This is a genomic window from Sphingomicrobium sp. (genome assembly GCA_036563485.1).
Lineage (GTDB): Bacteria > Pseudomonadota > Alphaproteobacteria > Sphingomonadales > Sphingomonadaceae > Sphingomicrobium.
On the sequence record DATCMI010000001.1, the window covers coordinates 1493481 to 1511462 of the forward strand.

Genomic DNA, 17982 nt, shown 5'->3' on the forward strand with positions numbered 1-17982 from the left:
CGCTCTTCGTCATCTCGATGCTCCCCCTCCGACAGTTGCAGCGTCGATCTCATCATACTCGGCATGAGTGCCGATGAACTTCACGAGAACGACACCGATCTCGTAGTTCACATGAACAATGAGCCGGTATTTGTTGCCGCAGATATTGAAGATCACGCGACGGTCCGCGACGAAGCTCGCGCTCCGATAGCGCGACTTGATGTCGTTCGGGGACTTCCATTTCGCCGCACAAGCTTCCGCGAACCACGCCTTCAGCGGCTGTTCGGCATCGCCGCAGCCGGGCCGTTCCCAGAATTCCTGAAGCTTCCGCCTCGTGATCACATGCACTCCCTACACATACAAAGTGGCGCCGTCAAAAGAATGTTCCCGAAATGGGAACAATCATATTGCCGAAGCGGTTTTGATCAGGCATCTGGTTGTGCAGGCGAATCGAATCGGAAGGACTTGGCGATGGCCGACAAGGAAAAGGGCGAGGGCAAGGAACTCCACATCTTCGTGAACAGGAGGAAGTTCGGCACGGAGGATGGCGTGACAGCCTCAATGACGGGCGCGGCTATTGCTGCCCTTGTCGAGGTGGCGGCTGACAATGCCGTCATCAGGGAAGGAAATAACGAGAACGGAACGGAGATCGCCCCTGGAGATCCGGTCACGGTGAAAAACGGGGCCCACTTTTTGGTCACGCGCAGGATCGTCGACGGAGGCTGATTAATGTCCGACGACGCTGAGAAGCGCGTAAGAGCGGAGCTCAAACGCCTGGCGGACGGCGGCCAGGCTGCTGAGCTGATTGGGGACGCAAGTCCGAGGCGCGCAGTTCTTTATCGTGGCGTCCCGTGCACGCTAGGTGCCGGCAATCCGTCAGCCCTGGATGTGCTAGTGCCCGTTCCCGAAGGGTATCCAGGGAGCGCCATTGATGGCGCTGCATTGGCAGAAGGCGAGCAGCTCTTCGCTCGCCTCGCCGGTGGCAGCAACCCGCAGGGTGTGTTTACGGCTGATGGGCAGCGGTGGGTTGTGGCAAGTTACCATCCCCACGCAGGTGGCGGCGGTCCGCCATGGGACCCGACCCGCCACGGCTACCACACATATATCGACCACCTGGTTGCCTGGCTGTCAGTTCTCAAATGATCAGGTGTTCACGACGCGCAATCCTTCGGCTGGCAGACCCAGCCGTGGCGGAACTGCTGCCCTTAGTCTTTCGTCGCTACCCGCGTGATGAGTGGGGGTCGTTCGCTCGTTTCGGATGGCGCCCCATCGGCGACGAGCTCCTGGTCACTCTGGCGGCCATTGATCCGCCTGGCGCGGGCGACATGGACGAGCGGGTTCCGAATGTTCGGTTCAACGAGAGCTATTCATTACGAATGGCTCTAGCTGCCGAACAGCATGACCTCGCGGTGGGAGTGGTTCATTCGCACCCACGCCGAGGCATTCCCCGCCCAAGCGACATCGATGATGATATGGACGGCTATTATGCGAGCTACTTTGAAGCCTTCACGGGTGGGCGCCCCTATATCAGTCTAATTGCCTCAGAGGTCGGGGGCAAAATCGCCGTGTCTGGCCGCATTCAATGGCAGGGCCATTGGTATGAAGTGGACCGGGTTTTCGCCCTCGACGCTCGTGTGCAATGTTGGCCCGGCGGTCGGCGGCCGCTGCCGGAAATCAAATCAACGGGGAGGGCTGCGCGATTTGTGAGCGCTTATGGTGCCGAAGCATACGAGCGCATGAGAGCGGCCACTGTTGGGGTTGTTGGGGCCGGGGGCACCGGCTCGGCGGCTATCCCTGTGCTCGCGCGCGCCGGGGTGGGTCGAATTATCGCGATTGATCCTGATGTTATCACTGAGTCCAACCTCGAACGGGTGCATGGTGCTTACCCTGGCCATGTGCAGGAGCGCACCGCGAAAGTGCAGGTTGCTTCGGAATTGGTAGGTAAGATCGATCCGAGCATCGAGTTTATCGGCATCAAGGGTCGGGTGCCTCAAAGTGAGGTCGTCGATGCTCTGGCTCAAGCAGATGTGCTGCTCGGCTGCACCGACCAACATTCGAGCAGGCTCGCACTTAGCGAACTGGCTTACCGTTATCTGATTCCAGCGATCGATACTGGCGTCGTGCTTGAAGGCGAGGGCGGCCGAGTGACAGCACAGGTCGGGCAGCTTGTGCGGTTTCTGCCAAGCGACCGCTGCGCCATCTGCAGGGGTGTTGTTCGGCCCGAGCTAATTGGGTTTGAACTGATGAGCGACGAGGAAAAGGCCCGCTGCAAGGCGGCGGCCGCGGAAGCGGAGGCGAGAGGCGAAGATCCCAATCCTTATTGGAAGTCTGTTCCCCAGATAAACACCGTCGGATCAGTGACAACGACCATCGGTGCGCTTGCAGCGAACTACGCGATTGGTTGGATAACAGGCCGCTTCAAGCCGCCGTTCAGGCGGCTGCAAATGAACCTTGTCGACCCATATCTTGGAACGGCCGAGTGCGATAGCGCGCGGGCAGGGGACTGCACCTGTCAGCGCGTGAGAGGATGGTCCGACCAGGGTGCAGTTGAAGCTATGATCTCGGCCCCCACTCACTGGGACCCGCCGGTGCGGGTGCGCAGTTCGATGCCTCACCAGGGTTCGTCCCGCGCGTGATCAGGGCCGAGCAGACGCAGACTGTCGCGGATCGTGTATCGCAAGCGTATCGCAAATCGGCCACTTTAAGCTTGAAAGCAGGCGTTCGGCGGGCGCCGACCCACGGAAAACTGCGAAAAGCTGCTCCAGTTCATGCAATCGCACTGCAGAGGTCAGGGGTTCGATTCCCCTCAGCTCCACCAGCCGAACTGGCGATCAGGAAAATACAGCTTCGCCGTTGTCGATGCGGACAACTGTCGCGCATGCGCGACGACGATCGAGGCCGCGCGCCCGTGACGCGGAAGCTGAAAACTGCAATCCTTCAACGCCGTCGTAGCAGGGGTAAACAGCCGTTGTGAGGGGTGTCCGAGCGGCTCCCTCAAGGAACTTAACGCGCTGGTAAGCTTGCGAATTATTCTGCTCGACAGATTAAGTCGGCCCTGCAGCGGCCGACGCTGTTCAACGTCAGCCTTGAACGAGGCTTGGCCGGCCGGACGCTGCAGCGAGCCAGTTGTACATGACTTCGGCAGTGTAGGCGCGAAACTGCCCCGGTTCGGCCCGAACGTTGACAGGACGGCCGAAGCAGGTCCTCGCATAGCCGATCATCACGTGGCGTGCTGCGGCTTCCTGAGCCGAGCCGGGCGGGGCCCTAAGCAGGCGCCCGGCTGTTCCAGGGCTGATCTGAAGCATGCAGCTGACCACATCAAAATACTTACGGTCGGCGGATACGCTTTGCTGGCCGCGCCTTCGTTCGCGAGCGGCGAACCGGGCGCGTGTCGCCGGATCGAATCTCAGCCGACGCGCAAGCTCGACAGGATCGCCGAGGCGTTTGACCGTACGTTCGAATATGGCTCCCCGGTCGTAGATCGAGCGGCATATTTTCCCATTAGGGTGGAGCTGCGCGTTGCAGGCACCGAAATAGGGAGAGGTCGGCGGCGGCGACGGGTATCCAACGTAGCAAGCCTGGTTGCGCCTGATGAAATCATGAAGCGCTCGCTCGGCGATAAGGTCGGCTGGGCCGCGGTCCACAATGTCGCGGAGATCCTGCGGCCGCGGCGTGTCGGCGCATCGCATGAAAAGCTCGACGTCCGACGAAATCATCCTGGTGATGAGCCCAAACTCGGTGAGACCCTTTGATTTCACGGGCAGATCGGCCGGGTCGACGCGCCCGGTGACGACGATCGCATCTTCGTCGGGCGGTTCACCGGGCGGCGAGTTCGGCTGCGCTTGCTGCGCCGCCGACGTGGCAGGGCCAGAGAGGAGCGCGAATGCGATTAGCAGTTTTGCGGCTAACTCCCCGGAACGCATTTTCTTACCTCCAGGACAGCTCAGCACCGGTACAAGCTACTAAAGACTGTTCGGCTGTAAAGCGGGGCAGGAGGCCGCGCCCGCACCAAAGAAAAGGCCTCGCGATCACTCGCGAGGCCTTCCTTAGATTCGACGACCAATCGATCAGTCGTTGTCGTCACCGGTGAGGAACGCCGGCGCGAACTTCGGCTCGCCGCCTTCGTCCTGCCCGCCTTCTTCACGATCCCGGCGCGGACCGCGGTCACCGCGACCTTCGCCGCGCGGGCCACGGTCACGATCGCCGCCACGGCCGCCACCTTCACGGCGCGGGCCACGGCCGTCGCGGCGGCGGTCGCCGTCACGTCCGCCACGGTCGCCGCGATCGCCCCGCGGGCCACGGTCTCCGCCTTCACGCGGTTCGCGCGGCGGGCGGGTGTCCTCGAGCTCGGCACCGGTTTCCTGGTCGACGAGGCGCATCGACAGGCGGACCTTGCCGCGCTGGTCGACCTCGAGCAGCTTGACCTTGACCTCCTGGCCTTCGCTGAGGACGTCGCGGACGTTCTCGACGCGCTCGTTCTTGATCTCGGATACGTGAACCAGTCCGTCCTTGCCGGGCATGAAGGTCACGAACGCGCCGAAATCGACGATGCTCGCCACCTTGCCGGTGTAGATGGTGCCGACTTCCGGCTCCTGGACGATGCCCTGGATCCACTTGCGGGCAGCTTCGATCTGATTGACGTCGGACGAGCTGATCTTGATCACGCCCTCATCGTCGATGTCGACCTTGGCACCGGTCTCCGCGACGATCTCGCGGATGACCTTGCCACCCGTGCCGATCACTTCGCGGATCTTGTCCTTCGGGATCTGCATCGTTTCGATCCGCGGCGCGTGGGCCGAAAGCTCGCCACGCACTTCACCAAGGGCCTTGGCCATTTCGCCGAGGATGTGCGCGCGGCCATCCTTCGCCTGGGCAAGGGCGACCTTCATGATCTCCTCGGTGATGCCCGCGACCTTGATGTCCATCTGCAGCGCAGTGATGCCTTCGGACGTGCCGGCGACCTTGAAGTCCATGTCGCCGAGGTGATCCTCGTCGCCCAGGATGTCGCTGATGACGGCGAAGTCGGTGCCTTCCAGGATCAGACCCATAGCGATGCCCGCGACCGGACGCTTCAGCGGAACGCCGGCGTCCATCATGGCCAGCGAACCGCCGCAGACCGTCGCCATCGACGAGGAGCCGTTGCTCTCCGTAATATCCGACAGAACGCGGATCGTGTACGGGAACTCCTCGTTCGACGGCAGCATCGGACGAAGCGCGCGCCATGCGAGCTTGCCGTGGCCGACTTCACGACGCCCCGGCGCGCCGAAGCGGCCGACTTCGCCGACCGAGTAGGGCGGGAAGTTATAGTGGAGCATGAAGCGCTGGTAGGAGAGACCCTCCAGACCGTCGATCATCTGCTCTGCGTCCTTGGTACCAAGCGTTGTCGTGACGATCGCCTGGGTCTCACCACGCGTGAACAGCGCCGAACCATGGGTGCGCGGAAGGAAGCCGACCATGGCCTCGATCGGACGAACCGTCTTCGTGTCGCGCCCGTCGATGCGGCGGCCTTCCTTGAGGATGGCCGTGCGGACGATTTCCGCTTCCAGCTTCTTGCCGAGCTTGGTCGCCTTCAGCGCGGTCGCCGGATCGGCATCCGCATAGGCTTCCTTGAACGGGGTCTTGGCGGCGGCGATGGCCGCAACGCGCTCGGCCTTGCCGACCAGCTTGTAGGCTTCTTCCAGGCCGCTTCCGGCGAGATCGCGAAGCTTCGACAGGATCGTCTGGCTGTCCTCGTCGGCCGGAAGCTCCCAAGGCTCCTTGGCGGCCTTTTCGGCCAGGCTGATGATGGCCTGGCAGACCTTCTGCGACGCTTCGTGGCCGAACATGACGGCCTTCAGCATCTGGTCCTCGGAAAGCTCCTTGGCTTCCGATTCGACCATCATCACGGCGCCGGGCGTTCCGGCGACGACAAGATCAAGATCGCTGTCGTTGAGGTCCGTGTTGCTCGGGTTGAGGATGTACTCGCCATCCTTGAAGCCGACGCGGGCAGCGCCGATCGGACCCATGAACGGCACGCCCGAGATCGTGAGTGCTGCGGATGCGGCGATCATCGCCACGATGTCGGGCTCGTTCTCGCCGTCGTAGGAGAGGACCTGCGCGATCACCAGGACTTCATTGTAGAAGCCTTCGGGGAACAGCGGGCGGATCGGACGGTCGATCAGGCGGCTGGTCAGCGTTTCCTTTTCGGTCGCGCCGCGCTCACGCTTGAAGAAGCCGCCGGGAATGCGGCCGGCAGCGGAGAATTTTTCCTGGTAGTGGACGGTCAGCGGGAAGAAGTCCTGGCCCGGCTTCACCGACTTGGCGGCCGTCACGGCGCAGAGGACAACGGTTTCGCCAAGGGTCGCGAGAACCGCGCCGTCGGCCTGGCGGGCAACGCGGCCCGTTTCGAGCTTGAGGGTCTTGCCGCCAAGATCGATTTCTACAGTCTTGATATCGAACATTTGATTTCCTTCACCCCGTGGCCGGATGCCGCGGGGACAGCATTGGACGGACAATCCGGTCCGTCAGCGGGTCGGGGCCAGTTGAGCCCCCAAGGCCTTACCGCCGAATTGCGGTCGGCCCCGATATGCAAAGGGCGCCCGAGCGGGCGCCCTTCGAGTTACTTGCGAAGGCCGAGCTTCGCGATGAGATCGGTGTAGCGCTGTTCGTCATTGCGGCGAAGATAATCGAGCAGCGAGCGGCGCTGGTTGACCAGCATCAGCAGACCGCGGCGCGAGTGATTGTCCTTCGCGTGAGTCTTGAAGTGCTCGGTCAGGTTGAGAATTCGTTCGGTGAGGATCGCGACCTGGACTTCCGGCGAGCCGGTGTCGCCCTTGCCACGGCCATGTTCCTTGATGAGCGCTTCCTTGCGCTCCGCAGTGATAGACATTCGTTTTTACTCCGCGACATCGAGTAGATTGAAGCCCCTGACGACCTTGAGGCCGTCGGCCGTTGCTTCGACCAGCGCGACGGGCACTTGGCCCGATGTCGCCAGTTGAAGCCCCGGCGTTGCGGGGAACCCGAACAGAATCTGACCATGACGGAGCAGACGGGCCTGATCGGGGGTGACGGGGAGGGCCGGGATGTCGTCCAGCGCCGTTTGTAGCGGCAGTACCGTCCTCGTCAGTGCGCGCGCCTTAGCGGCTTCCTCCAGAAAGTCCAGCGAAATGGCCTGTTCGATAGCGAACGGGCCCGCGCGCGTACGACGGAGGTAGGAGACGTGGCCGACGGTGCCAAGCGCATGTGCGATGTCCCGTGCAAGGGACCGGATGTAGGTGCCCTTGGACACGGTGGCGGAGAGGGTAAGGCTGTCGTGCGTGCTCGCGAATGGCCGCAGTTCGCTAATGACGACACGGCGCCGCTTCATCTCGACCTGTTCGCCGGCACGAGCCCGGGCATAGGCGGGCTTGCCGTCGATCTTGAGGGCCGAATAAGCGGGCGGAAGCTGGTCGAGCTCGCCGGTGAAGCGCGGCAAGATCGTGGCGATCTCCTCCAGGCTGGGGCGAACGTCGCTGGTGGCGACGACTTCGCCTTCGGCGTCGAGCGTGTCGGTCTCCTCGCCGAACAGAATGGTGAACTCATAGGTTTTCGTCGCGTCGAGCATCCGGCCGGCGACCTTGGTCGCCTCGCCGAGCGCAATCGGGAGGACGCCGCTGGCCAATGGGTCGAGCGTGCCGCCATGGCCGACCTTGGTCTTCGGCTCACCGGCCTGGCGAAGGATGCGCTTCACCGCGCTCACCGCCGTCGTCGACCCGAGTCCGAGCGGCTTGTCGACGATGATCCAGCCGTGGATCAACGGGGAATGTCGAGGCTGAGCTGGCGCGCTTCGCCTTCGCGCAGCCGCTCGAAGAAGTGACGGCGGCACAGCGCGATATAGCGGTCATTGCCGCCGATCTCCGTCTGGGCTCCGGCGGCAACCGCATGGCCTTCGGCATCGACGCGCAGGTTCATCGTCGCCTTGCGTCCGCAATCGCAGACCGCCTTCAGCTCGATCAGTGCGTCGGCAAGCGCAAGCAAGGCGGCGCTGCCTTCAAACAGGCTCGCCTGGAAGTCGGTGCGCAGGCCGTAGCAAAGCACCGGGATGTTGAGCTCGTCGCTGACCCGGCACAGCTGGAGGACGTGCTCGCGGGTCAGGAACTGCGCTTCGTCGACCAGGATGCAGTGAAGCTTCCGCTTCTTCAGCTCGTCCGTAGTCGCCGCGAACAGGTCGATCTCTGGCGAGTAAGTGTGCGCCGGCGCGGACAGTGCGATGCGCGACCCGATGGTGCCGGTGCCGGCGCGGTCGTCATGCGCCGCGGTCCACAGCATGGTTTCCATGCCGCGCTCGCGATAGTTGAAGTCGGCCTGGAGCAGGGTCGTCGATTTGCCCGCGTTCATCGCCGCATAATAGAAATAGAGCTTGGCCACGACGGCGGCTTAGCGCGCAGCGGAGCGGCCCGCCAATAGAGGCGCGACAGCGCGGGCGCGATCGGTTAGTCTCTCCCCATCGTCGGCCGCGTGATCCCTGCATGAGACATTGGTTCAAGGACAGCAGCCTGCAATCGCTGCTGAAGAACAGCAGCTATCTCGCGATCTCGCGCATCGCAGCGGGCCTTGGCGGCGTCGCTACGCTCGGTTTTGCCGGTCGCGCCTTGGGCCCGGTGCTGTTCGGCGTGCTGATCCTGATCCACAGCTATGCGCAGCTTGCGAACGGGCTTGCCAAGTTCCAGTCGTGGCAGTTGGTCATCCGCTACGGCTCGCCGGCGCTTGCAAGCGGTGACCGCGCAACCTTCCAGCAGGCGACCGGCTTCGCGCTCGCGCTCGACCTCGCCAGCGGCTTCGGCGGCATGGTCATCGCGATGGCGCTGCTTCCATTCATCGGCACCTGGTTCAAGATCCCGCCCGAGTACATCGGCTATGCGGTGCTCTACTGCCTGATCGTTCCAGCGATGGCGGCCGCTGCACCGGTGGGCGTGCTGCGCGCGGTCGACCGCTTCGACCTGATCGGCTGGCAAGGGACGGTGACGCCGATCGTCCGCGTCGTTCTCGTCGCGGCGGCGTGGGCGACGGACGCGCCGTTCGCCGCTTATCTGGCGGCATGGTTCATCAGTACGATGGCCGGCGAACTCTACATGTGGATCATCGCCTGGCGCGAAATGCGGCGTCGCGAGCTGTTGGCCGGAATGAAGATGACGCTGCGGCCTCGCGAGCTCCCCGGTGCGTGGCGGTTCGCCGTGAACGTCAATCTCGCCACATCGATGAACGCGGCGCGCGGGCCGCTCAGCCAGCTGCTGGTCGGCGTCATCCTCGGCCCCGCCGCGACCGGCCTGTACCGCATCGCCAAGACGCTCGCCGAAGCGATCGAGAAGCCCGCCGACCTGCTCAACAAGGCCTTCTACCCAGAGGTGATGCGGCTGGACCTTGCGACCAAGCGCCCATGGAAGCTGATGATGCGCGGCGCGGCCTTGTCAGCGATGGTCGGCGCCCTCGTGTGCCTGTTGATCGTGGTTGCCGGAAAGCCGCTGATCACGGCGATCTTCGGAGCAAAATATGTCGGCAGCTACGCGCCGACGATCATCATGCTCGTCGGCACGTTCCTTGGCGTCATCACGTTCCCGGTGACGCCGATGCTCTATGCCATGCACAAGACCGGCGCGCCGGTGATTGCAAAACTGGTCGGCATCGGCATTTCGCTGATCGCGCTTTACCCGCTGTGCGTCCGTTTCGGGCTGACCGGTGCGGCCATATCCTATGTGCTCGGGTCTTTGATTTCGATCGGGATGACCGTGGCCGTCCTCTACCGCGCTTATCGCGGCCTTCACCCGGTCAGACCGGCCATTCGTCCCGCAGAATAGCGAACAGCACCGTGTCGCGGACGTGGCCGGTCCAGGTGATCCGGTCGGCGCGAAGCACGCCTTCGCGCACGGCGCCGAGCTTCTTCATCGCCGCCTGGCTGCGGCCATTGCGAATGTCGACCCGAAACTCGACCCGGCGGATGCCGCAGGCGAAGGCACGCTCCAGCATCATGTCCTTGACGCGCCGGTTGAACCCGGAGCCGCGCAGGTGCGGGCGGTAGTAGGTGCCGCCGATTTCCAGCACCTGCCGGCCCTCGTCGATGCCGATCAAGCTCGACATCCCTGCAAATTCCTCGCCGTCGAACAGCACGAAGGTGCGGTTGCGCGGATTGCCTGCGAACCGGTCTATGGTGGTGTCAAAGTCTTCCGGGCCGAAGTTGGTCGAATAGATGCGCCAGATGTCCCGGTCCTCGGCGCATGCCGACTTCAGCGCTTCGCGATGATCTTCACTGAACAATTCGGCGCTGCACGCGTCACCCCGCATCGGTGCGGCGAGCCGTTCGAAATCGATCATTCCTCGTCAAGATCCTGGGCGACATGCTCCGATCGCAGGAGGCGATCGATGTGCGTGCCCTCGTCGAAGCTTTCGTCGGCGATGAATTTCAGCTTCGCGGCATATTTCATTCGCACCCGGTGCGCGACTTCGCGCTGCAGGAAGGCCGTGTTCTGGCGGAGCGCCTTGAGCACCGCTTCCTCGTCCTGACCGAGCAAAGGCTTCACGAACACCGTCGCGTGGCGGAGGTCCGGGGACATCCGCACTTCGGTGACGCTGACCAGGTGCGATTGAAGCACCGGATCATGAACGTCACCGCGCTGCAGCAGTTCGCTCAGCACGTGGCGCACCTGCTCGCCGACGCGAAGCAGGCGGACCGACCGGCCCTCGGCAGTTTCGTTGCGGCGCATGGGCTAGAGCGTCCGCGCGCGCTCCTCGACCTCGAAGACTTCGAGGCTGTCGCCGGCCTTGATGTCGTTCGTGTCGGCGAGGAGCACACCGCATTCGAGGCCGGCGACCACTTGGGGCACGTCGTCCTTGAAGCGGCGCAGCGAGCTGATCGTGGTCTTCGACACGATGACGTCCTCGCGGGTAAGGCGGGCGTTGAGGCCCTTCCGGATGATGCCTTCGAGGACCAGCAGGCCCGCGGCCTTGTCGCGCTTGCCGGCCGGGAAGACTTCCTGGACGCGGGCACGGCCGACGACCGTCTCGATGATCTCCGGACCCAGCTCGCCCGCCATCGCACCCTTGGCCCAATCGGTCAGGTGGTAGATGACGTCGTAGTAGCGGAACTCCACCTTGTTCCGCTGCGCGACCTCGCGCGCCTTCGCGTTCGGGCGGACGTTAAAGCCGATGATCGGTGCGCCGGTGGCGCTCGCCAGCGTGACGTCGCTTTCGGTGATCGCGCCGACGCCGGACTGCAGCACGCGCACCTTGATCTCGTCCGTCGAGAGGCGGTTGAGCGCATGGACGATCGCTTCGACCGAACCCTGCACGTCGGCCTTGATGACCAGCGGGAACTCGATGGTCGTCGAGGCATGGTTGGCGAACATGTTCTCAACGCTGACCGGAGCGGAGGTGGTGCGGCGCTTGTCGAGCACGCCCTGGCGGTAGGCGGCGACTTCGCGGGCGCGGGCTTCGTTTTCCACGACGGTGAACGGGTCGCCGGCGGACGGCACGGCGGACAGGCCGAGCACTTCGACCGGGGCGGACGGGCGCGCTTCCTTCACCTGCTTGCCCTTGTCATCGACCAGCGCGCGGACCTTGCCGCTTGCGGCACCGGCGACGAACACGTCGCCGACGCGCAGCGTGCCGCGCTGCACGAGCACGGTCGCTAGCGGACCACGACCCTTGTCGAGCTTGGCTTCGATGACGGTCGCTTCGGCAGCGCGATCCGGATTGGCCTTGAGCTCGAGAAGCTCGGCCTGGAGCTGGATCGCGTCCAGAAGCTTGTCGAGGTTCGTCTTCTTGAGCGCCGAGACTTCGACGTCCTGCACGTCGCCGCCCAGATCCTCGACGATGATCTCGTGCTGCAGCAGCTCTTCGCGGACGCGCTGCGGCTTCGCTTCCGGCTTGTCGATCTTGTTGATCGCCACGATCATCGGCACGCCGGCCGCCTTGGTGTGGTTGATCGCTTCGACGGTCTGCGGGCGCAGGCCATCATCCGCCGCCACCACCAGGATGACGATATCCGTGACGTTGGCGCCGCGGGCACGCATTTCCGAGAAGGCTTCGTGACCCGGCGTATCGAGGAAGGTGATCTTCGACTTATCGGGCAGTGCCACCTGATAGGCGCCGATATGCTGGGTGATGCCGCCTGCTTCGCCAGCCTGAATGTTGGCGCCGCGGATCGCGTCGAGCAGCGACGTCTTGCCGTGATCGACGTGGCCCATGATTGTGACGACCGGCGGACGCGGCTGGAGCGTCTCGGGCGCATCGACGTCCTCGGACGTGTCGATGTCGACGTCGCTTTCGCTGACGCGCTTGATGTTGTGCCCGAACTCGGTGACCAGAAGCTCGGCCGTGTCCTGGTCGATGGTCTGAGTAAGCGTAACCGGGCTGCCCATCTTGAACAGCGCTTTGACGAGGTCGGCACCGCGCTCGGCCATGCGGTTGGCGAGCTCCTGGACGGTGATGGCTTCCGGCACGACGACGTCGCGGACCTGCTTTTGGGCAGGGCCGGTCTCCATGTGGTGGCGCTTTTCCTTTTCGCGGGCGCGGCGAAGCGCGGCCAGCGAACGGGCGCGGCTGTCGTCCTCGCCGGAAAGGGCGCGGGTGACGGTCAGCTTGCCGCGCTGGCGCTGGTCGTCCCCACGGCCACGGCTCGGGCGCGCAGGTTCGGGACGCTTGGGCGCCGGGGCGGACGCCGGGCGGCGGAAGCCGGCGGTGCGGTCTTCCTCGCGCGCGGCAGGCGCAGCCGCTTCAGCCGGCGCCTCGGCGGCGCGCTTGGCTTCTTCCTCGGCCTGCCGGCGGGCTTCTTCGGCAGCCGCTTCCTCGGCCTTGCGATTGTCTTCGGCGCGGCGGCGCTCGTCCTCGCTCTGCTCGGTGCGCGCCCGCTCCTCGCGGCGGCGGGCTTCCTCGAGCGAGGCAAGGCGGGCTTCCTCGGCTTCGCGAAGGAGCTTGGCCTGCATCTCCTTGCGCGCGGCAATGTCGTCCTGGGGCGACGTGCGGCGCGGCGGGGGCGCAGCAGGGGCGGCAGGCTTCGGTGCCGGCTGGGGCGCCTCGGCGACCGGTTCCGGCTTCGGCGCCTCGGCGGGCGCAGCTTCGCCCGGCTTGCCGAGGATGCGCCGCTTCTTGACCTCGACCACGACCGTGTTCGAGCGTCCGTGACTGAAGCTCTGCTTCACCTTGCCAGTCTCGACCGTGCGCTTGAGGCCCAGCGGCGGCCGGGTGCCAAGCTTCGGTTTATCGGTCTGGTCTGCCATTCTATTCCTTCATCAAATCTTCGTGGGCCGAGCCTGTCCTCAAGGCGGGTTCGCCGCCTTTAAGACCTCAGTCCGGGCCAGTGAAAGCCAGCCACCGGGCAAGCGCGTGACGGACACGCGACGCGGCGGCAGGATCGGTCAGGGCGACATGTACCACATTTTCGCGCCCGAGCGCCATCGACAAGATAGGGCGCGGCTCAGGGAATATCACCCCCTGAGCCTCTCCGCCGCCGACCCGCCACGCCTGGTCCATGCGCTTGCGCCCGTCTTCGCCGGCGTCGGCGGCGTGGATCAGCATGTGGACCTTGCCGGTGCGGGCAGCCGTTTCGACGCGCTCGGCGCCGGTGACGAGCTTGCCCGAGCGAGCCTCCATGCCGAGGCGGTCCAGAGTCGCTTGGCGAAGCGCGGCCGCGGTCCGTTCGCCGAGATCCGACGGGACCTGCACGTCGCCGGTTTTGAAGGCGCGGGCGAGCGCGGCCTTGAGCTTGCCCTTGGCGTTCGCCTCGTCGAGTTCGCCGCGGCCGACCCCGATCCAGGCGCCGCGGCCGGGTGCCTTGGCGCGAACGTCGGGCGCGACGGTTCCGTCCGGGCCGAGGGCGAGCCGGATCAGCTCTTCCTTGGTGCCCTTGCGGCGCGAGAGGACGCACGTCCGTTCCGGGACGTGGGGTTCCTTGTTTGCTAGCGCGCGCCTTTCATCGGGTTTGGTCCGCAAGTGCGTCCTCCCCCTGACGGCGCTTGCGCCACTCGTCGGTCAGCATTCCGGCGAAGCCCCAATTTTCCTCAGCGACCTCGGCGATGACGACATGAATATGTTCGGGCTTCTTGCCCAGAGTGTCGACGAGCGAACGAGTCACGTCAGCGACGAGCGCGCGTTTTTGGTCGCGCGTCGCTCCTGCCGTGATCTCGATCCGCACGTAAGGCATCAGGCCGGCGTTTCCTCCGTCGACTGGCTTTCGCCGGCTTCGCTCGAAGCTGCATCCTCGTCCTCGAACCAGTGGGCGCGGGCGGCCATGATGATCTCATTGCCCTGCTCGTCGCTGAGCGCAAAATCAGCAAGGATGCCGCCCTTGTCCTCTGGACGATTGCTCGGCTCGCGCTGGCGGCGCTGTTCCGGGCGCTTCTTCTGGACCAGCTCGTCGGTCGCCAGGTCGGCAAGGTCGTCGAGCGTCTTGATCCCCGCCTTGCCGAGCGTGACCAGCATCGCTTCGGTGAGGTGCGGGATCTCGGCCAACGCATCTTCGACGCCGAGGGCGCGGCGCTCTTCGCGGGACGCGGCTTCGCGGCGGTCGAGCGCTTCGGTCGCGCGGCTCTGGAGTTCGGCGGCGATGTCGTCGTCCAGGCCTTCGATTGAGGCGATTTCGTCCTGTTCGACGTAGGCGACTTCCTCGAGGCTGGTGAAGCCTTCGGCGACCAGCAGCTGCGACAGCGTCTCGTCGACGTCGAGCTCGGTCTGAAACATCTCGGTCCGCTCGACGAACTCGCGCTGGCGCTTCTCGCTCGCGTCCGCCTCGGTGAGGATGTCGATCTGCGAGTTGGTCAGCTGCGACGCGAGGCGGACGTTCTGGCCGCGACGGCCGATGCCGAGGCTGAGCTGGTCGTCAGGGACGACGACTTCGATGCGATTGTCTTCTTCGTCGATGACGACGCGGCTGACGGTCGCCGGCTGAAGCGCGTTGACGACGAAGGTCGCCCGGTCTTCCGACCAGGGAATGATGTCGATCTTCTCGCCCTGAAGCTCCTGGACCACGGCCTGGACGCGGCTACCCTTCATGCCGACGCAGGCGCCGACCGGGTCGATCGAGCTGTCGTGGCTGATGACGCCGATCTTGGCGCGGCTGCCCGGGTCGCGGGCCGCGGCCTTGATCTCGATGATGCCGTCGTAAATCTCGGGCACTTCCTGCGCGAACAGCTTCTTCATGAAGTCGGGGTGGGCGCGGCTGAGGAAGATTTGCGGGCCGCGGGCTTCGCGGGCGACGCGCAGGATCACCGAACGGATGCGATCCCCGACGCGGACCATTTCGCGCGGGATCTGCTGGTCGCGGCGGATCACGCCCTCGGCGCGGCCGAGGTCGACGACGACGTGGCCGAACTCGACGCGCTTGACGACGCCGGTGATCACTTCGCCGACCCGGTCCTTGAACTCTTCATACTGGCGCTCGCGCTCGGCATCGCGGACCTTTTGGAAGATCACCTGCTTGGCGGCCTGCGCAGCGATGCGGCCGAATTCGATCGGCGGCAGCGGATCGACGATGAAGTCGCCGACGACGGCGCCCTTCTGGAGCTTCTGCGCGCCCTTTAGGTCGACCTGCTTGAAGTGATCCTCCGGCTCCTCGACGACTTCGAGGACGCGCCACAGGCGAAGGTCGCCGGTGTCCGGATCGAGCTTCGCACGGATGTCGTTCTCGGCGCCGTAGCGGGCGCGGGCGGCGCGCTGGATCGCGTCTTCCATCGCCTCAATGACGATGCCCTTGTCGATCAGCTTTTCGCGGGCGACGGCGTCGGCGATCGCGATCAGCTCGGCCTTGTTGGCGCTGACGGCAGCGGGTGCGGTGGCCATTAGTCTTCCTCTACTTCCTGGATTTCGTCGGCGCCTTCGGTGCTGAGCGGCGCGGTGGCGTTGATGAGTTTGTCGGTCAAGACCAGCTTGGCCGAGGCGATGTCGTTGAACGGCAGGAGATGCTCCTTGCCGCTCTTGTCGGTGAGCTTGACCTTGTGGTGCTCCACGCCCTCGAGCGTGCCGGAGAATTGCTTGCGGTTATCCCGCTGCTCGGCGAGCGTGATCCGGGCCTCATGCCCCGCCCAATCCTGAAAGTCCTTCAGGCGGGTGAGGGGACGATCGATGCCCGGCGAGCTGACCTCAAGCCGATAGGCGCCCTCGATCGGGTCGGCGAGGTCGAGGAATTCGGACAGCCGGCGCGAGATGGTCTCGCAATCGGATATGTCGAGCTGACGGGTGTCCGGCCGTTCGGCCATGATCTGGAGCGTCGGATCGGACGTGCCGCCGATCATGGCGATGCGCACGAGGTCGAAGCCCAAGGCCTTCACCTCGGGTCCGATGATCCGTTCAAGTCCGGCGATATCCGCCACGCGCGCTCCATTCACCAACCAAAACACCCCTCGGACCGGCCCGGAGCCCCGGACCAGCCTCAGCATCAATGACGATGTCGAGGAGATGAGGGCGATATATGCCCGTGCGGCCGAGTCCGCAAGCGATGCTTAGCCGGCGAGCGCGCGGTTCTCGGCGCGAATGCGGATCGCCAGGACGGCCGCGTTGAGCAAGGTGAAAATCAGCGCCACCAGCCACAGGCCGAAGACAAGCGGCAGGACGGCAATCTCGCCGATGACGACCCAATAGTTCGGGTGGTTGACGAAGCGATAGGGACCGCGGCGGACCAGCGGCGCGCCGGGAAGTACGATGATGCGCGTCGTCCACCGCCGGCCGAGGGTCGCAAGCACCCAGATGCGGGCGAGCTCCAGGAGCACGAAGATCGCCAGCCAGAAGCCGTCCACGCCTCGGCCCGGCGCCAGCCACCACAGAGCGGCAAGCCAGAGGACATGGACCGCGACGATGAGCGGATAGTGGCCGGGCGCATGCTCCAGGGCGCCCTGGGCGACGAGACGGGCGGTGTTGCGACTGGCGAGCCACAGCTCGACGAGCCGCTCGGCAGTGACGAACAGCAGGAGTGCGACGGCCAGCCTCACGCGGCTTCGAGCAGCAGGCCCGAGCAGGTGAAGCCGGGTCCGAAGGCCGTCATCAGCGTCTTGTCGGGGAGGCCTTGTTCGAGCAGCCGCTCGAGCACGAACAGCACGGTCGGCGCGCTCATATTGCCATAGTCGCGCAACACTTCGCGCTCGAGGTTGAGCTCGCCCTGGTTGAGTGCGAGCGCGGTTTCGATGGCGTCGATCACCTTCGCGCCGCCGGGGTGTGAGCAGAAGCGGCCGATGTCTTCGCGGGCAATGCCGAGTTGGGCGCACATATCGGCCAGAGCGGCGGCGAGCTCAGCCTCGATGAAGGGCGGGATCGCGCGGTCGAAGACGACGCCGAGCCCCGGATCCTCGACACGCCAGCCCATGATCCCGAGCGAGTCCGGCCACAGCTTCTCCGCCGAGCCGGCGATGCTTGCGGCGCCATCGCCGCGCGCGCTGACGACCGCCGCCGCAGCGCCGTCGCCGAACAAGGCGGTCGCCACGACGGCGGCGGGGTCGTTGCTGTCGAGGCGGATCGAGATCGAGCAGGTCTCGACCGTCACGAACAGCCAGTTGCTTCCAGGTTCCGACGCCGCAAGGCGCGCGGCAAGCGCGAGACCGCTGACCCCGCCCGCACAGCCGAGGCCGAAGACGGGAACTCTGCGGACGTTGCCGCGCAGTCCGATCCGGGGGCCGACACGCGCCTCGAGGCTGGGCGTGGCGATGCCCGTGGTCGAGACGGTCACGACGCCGTCGATCTGGTCGGGATCGAGGCTCGCCTTGGCAATCGCCGCAACTGCCGCTTCCTCGAACAGGGCCTCGGCAGCTTCGAGATAGACGGCATTTCGCTCGGCCCAGCCGTGCGGCGCGGCATACCATTCGTGCGGTGCAACCAAATGGCGCTTGGCGATGCCCGCATTGTCGAACACGCCCGATAGCTTGTCGAACAGGTTCTTGCGGGTGAAGGCGTTGCGCCCGATCTCCTTCGCCTCAGCCTGGGTGATGGCGTAAGGCGGCACCGCCGTCGCGAGCGAAAGGAGCCTGCTGTGGATCATGGTGAGCCTCTAGAGCGAAGCACCTCTGTCCT

The 17982-nt window shown here is 65.0% G+C and carries 18 protein-coding genes; 3 read left to right on the forward strand and 15 right to left on the reverse strand.

From position 1 onward, the window contains the following. Positions 1 to 9: 9 nt before the first annotated feature. The gene (locus VIL42_07720) at positions 10 to 321 is read right to left on the reverse strand and encodes a type II toxin-antitoxin system HigB family toxin (GenBank protein HEY8592737.1); all 312 of its coding nucleotides are present in this window, start codon (positions 319 to 321) and stop codon (positions 10 to 12) included. Between the two features lie 129 nt (positions 322 to 450). On the opposite strand from VIL42_07720, the gene VIL42_07725 reads away from it, so the two are divergent. Both VIL42_07725 and VIL42_07730 read left to right on the forward strand, forming a co-directional pair. Continuing rightward, positions 451 to 705 carry a hypothetical protein gene (locus VIL42_07725; protein ID HEY8592738.1) on the forward strand — a complete coding sequence of 85 codons (255 nt, stop codon included), beginning with the start codon at positions 451 to 453 and terminating at the stop codon, positions 703 to 705. A 461-nt stretch (positions 706 to 1166) separates the two neighbouring features. Next, positions 1167 to 2615: a ThiF family adenylyltransferase gene (locus VIL42_07730; protein HEY8592739.1), complete on the forward strand. Its 1449-nt coding sequence runs from the start codon at positions 1167 to 1169 to the stop codon at positions 2613 to 2615. Between the two features lie 444 nt (positions 2616 to 3059). Here VIL42_07730 and VIL42_07735 read toward each other — a convergent pair whose 3' ends face one another. The 5 genes from VIL42_07735 to VIL42_07755 form a co-directional block, all read right to left on the reverse strand. Further along, positions 3060 to 3902, reverse strand: coding sequence for a hypothetical protein (locus VIL42_07735; protein HEY8592740.1), 843 nt, complete (start codon positions 3900 to 3902; stop codon positions 3060 to 3062). Between the two features lie 144 nt (positions 3903 to 4046). Then, a complete protein-coding gene (gene pnp / locus VIL42_07740) occupies positions 4047 to 6419 on the reverse strand; it encodes a polyribonucleotide nucleotidyltransferase (GenBank protein ID HEY8592741.1) in 2373 nt (790 codons plus the stop codon). Between the two features lie 158 nt (positions 6420 to 6577). After that, the gene (gene rpsO, locus VIL42_07745; protein ID HEY8592742.1) at positions 6578 to 6847 is read right to left on the reverse strand and encodes a 30S ribosomal protein S15; all 270 of its coding nucleotides are present in this window, start codon (positions 6845 to 6847) and stop codon (positions 6578 to 6580) included. Between the two features lie 6 nt (positions 6848 to 6853). Further along, on the reverse strand, positions 6854 to 7750 hold the full coding sequence (gene truB, locus VIL42_07750) for a tRNA pseudouridine(55) synthase TruB (protein HEY8592743.1): 897 nt from the start codon (positions 7748 to 7750) through the stop codon (positions 6854 to 6856). Beyond that, positions 7750 to 8364: a thymidine kinase gene (locus VIL42_07755; GenBank protein HEY8592744.1), complete on the reverse strand. Its 615-nt coding sequence runs from the start codon at positions 8362 to 8364 to the stop codon at positions 7750 to 7752. Before VIL42_07755 ends, truB begins: the two co-directional genes overlap by 1 nt. 101 nt (positions 8365 to 8465) lie before the next feature. On the opposite strand from VIL42_07755, the gene VIL42_07760 reads away from it, so the two are divergent. Beyond that, positions 8466 to 9791: a lipopolysaccharide biosynthesis protein gene (locus VIL42_07760; GenBank protein ID HEY8592745.1), complete on the forward strand. Its 1326-nt coding sequence runs from the start codon at positions 8466 to 8468 to the stop codon at positions 9789 to 9791. Here VIL42_07760 and VIL42_07765 read toward each other — a convergent pair. The 9 genes from VIL42_07765 to VIL42_07805 all read right to left on the reverse strand — a co-directional run bounded on the left by VIL42_07765 (position 9763) and on the right by VIL42_07805 (position 17950). Continuing rightward, positions 9763 to 10305, reverse strand: a complete 543-nt coding sequence (locus tag VIL42_07765; GenBank protein ID HEY8592746.1) for a GNAT family protein — start codon at positions 10303 to 10305, stop codon at positions 9763 to 9765. The two genes, VIL42_07760 and VIL42_07765, sit on opposite strands and share 29 nt — an antisense overlap. Continuing rightward, positions 10302 to 10694 carry a 30S ribosome-binding factor RbfA gene (gene rbfA / locus VIL42_07770; GenBank protein HEY8592747.1) on the reverse strand — a complete coding sequence of 131 codons (393 nt, stop codon included), beginning with the start codon at positions 10692 to 10694 and terminating at the stop codon, positions 10302 to 10304. The genes VIL42_07765 and rbfA overlap by 4 nt, the downstream gene beginning before the upstream one ends. A 3-nt stretch (positions 10695 to 10697) precedes the next feature. After that, entirely contained in the window at positions 10698 to 13208 is a 2511-nt protein-coding gene (gene infB / locus VIL42_07775) for a translation initiation factor IF-2 (GenBank protein ID HEY8592748.1), read from the reverse strand. A gap of 67 nt (positions 13209 to 13275) precedes the next feature. After that, positions 13276 to 13920 (reverse strand): DUF448 domain-containing protein, encoded by a 645-nt coding sequence (locus VIL42_07780; protein HEY8592749.1) that lies wholly within the window; start codon positions 13918 to 13920, stop codon positions 13276 to 13278. Continuing rightward, positions 13901 to 14131, reverse strand: coding sequence for a 2-hydroxymuconate tautomerase (locus VIL42_07785; protein HEY8592750.1), 231 nt, complete (start codon positions 14129 to 14131; stop codon positions 13901 to 13903). Before VIL42_07785 ends, VIL42_07780 begins: the two co-directional genes overlap by 20 nt. Next, on the reverse strand, positions 14131 to 15765 hold the full coding sequence (gene nusA / locus VIL42_07790; protein HEY8592751.1) for a transcription termination factor NusA: 1635 nt from the start codon (positions 15763 to 15765) through the stop codon (positions 14131 to 14133). Before nusA ends, VIL42_07785 begins: the two co-directional genes overlap by 1 nt. Beyond that, entirely contained in the window at positions 15765 to 16295 is a 531-nt protein-coding gene (rimP, locus tag VIL42_07795) for a ribosome maturation protein RimP (GenBank protein ID HEY8592752.1), read from the reverse strand. Before rimP ends, nusA begins: the two co-directional genes overlap by 1 nt. 129 nt (positions 16296 to 16424) lie before the next feature. Continuing rightward, positions 16425 to 16910, reverse strand: coding sequence for an isoprenylcysteine carboxylmethyltransferase family protein (locus VIL42_07800; GenBank protein ID HEY8592753.1), 486 nt, complete (start codon positions 16908 to 16910; stop codon positions 16425 to 16427). After that, entirely contained in the window at positions 16907 to 17950 is a 1044-nt protein-coding gene (locus VIL42_07805) for a type III polyketide synthase (protein HEY8592754.1), read from the reverse strand. Before VIL42_07805 ends, VIL42_07800 begins: the two co-directional genes overlap by 4 nt. Positions 17951 to 17982 lie beyond the last annotated feature (32 nt).

What these genes read in the sequence shown, in the direction of transcription:
- VIL42_07735 (HEY8592740.1), bottom strand. Translation starts at nt 3,902, where the DNA reads ATGCGTTCCGGGGAGTTAGCCGCAAAACTGCTAATCGCATTCGCGCTC.
- pnp (HEY8592741.1), bottom strand. Translation starts at nt 6,419, where the DNA reads ATGTTCGATATCAAGACTGTAGAAATCGATCTTGGCGGCAAGACCCTC.
- VIL42_07805 (HEY8592754.1), bottom strand. Translation starts at nt 17,950, where the DNA reads ATGATCCACAGCAGGCTCCTTTCGCTCGCGACGGCGGTGCCGCCTTAC.
- VIL42_07725 (HEY8592738.1), top strand. Translation starts at nt 451, where the DNA reads ATGGCCGACAAGGAAAAGGGCGAGGGCAAGGAACTCCACATCTTCGTG.
- VIL42_07765 (HEY8592746.1), bottom strand. Translation starts at nt 10,305, where the DNA reads ATGATCGATTTCGAACGGCTCGCCGCACCGATGCGGGGTGACGCGTGC.
- VIL42_07760 (HEY8592745.1), top strand. Translation starts at nt 8,466, where the DNA reads ATGAGACATTGGTTCAAGGACAGCAGCCTGCAATCGCTGCTGAAGAAC.
- rpsO (HEY8592742.1), bottom strand. Translation starts at nt 6,847, where the DNA reads ATGTCTATCACTGCGGAGCGCAAGGAAGCGCTCATCAAGGAACATGGC.
- rbfA (HEY8592747.1), bottom strand. Translation starts at nt 10,694, where the DNA reads ATGCGCCGCAACGAAACTGCCGAGGGCCGGTCGGTCCGCCTGCTTCGC.
- infB (HEY8592748.1), bottom strand. Translation starts at nt 13,208, where the DNA reads ATGGCAGACCAGACCGATAAACCGAAGCTTGGCACCCGGCCGCCGCTG.
- VIL42_07785 (HEY8592750.1), bottom strand. Translation starts at nt 14,131, where the DNA reads ATGCCTTACGTGCGGATCGAGATCACGGCAGGAGCGACGCGCGACCAA.
- nusA (HEY8592751.1), bottom strand. Translation starts at nt 15,765, where the DNA reads ATGGCCACCGCACCCGCTGCCGTCAGCGCCAACAAGGCCGAGCTGATC.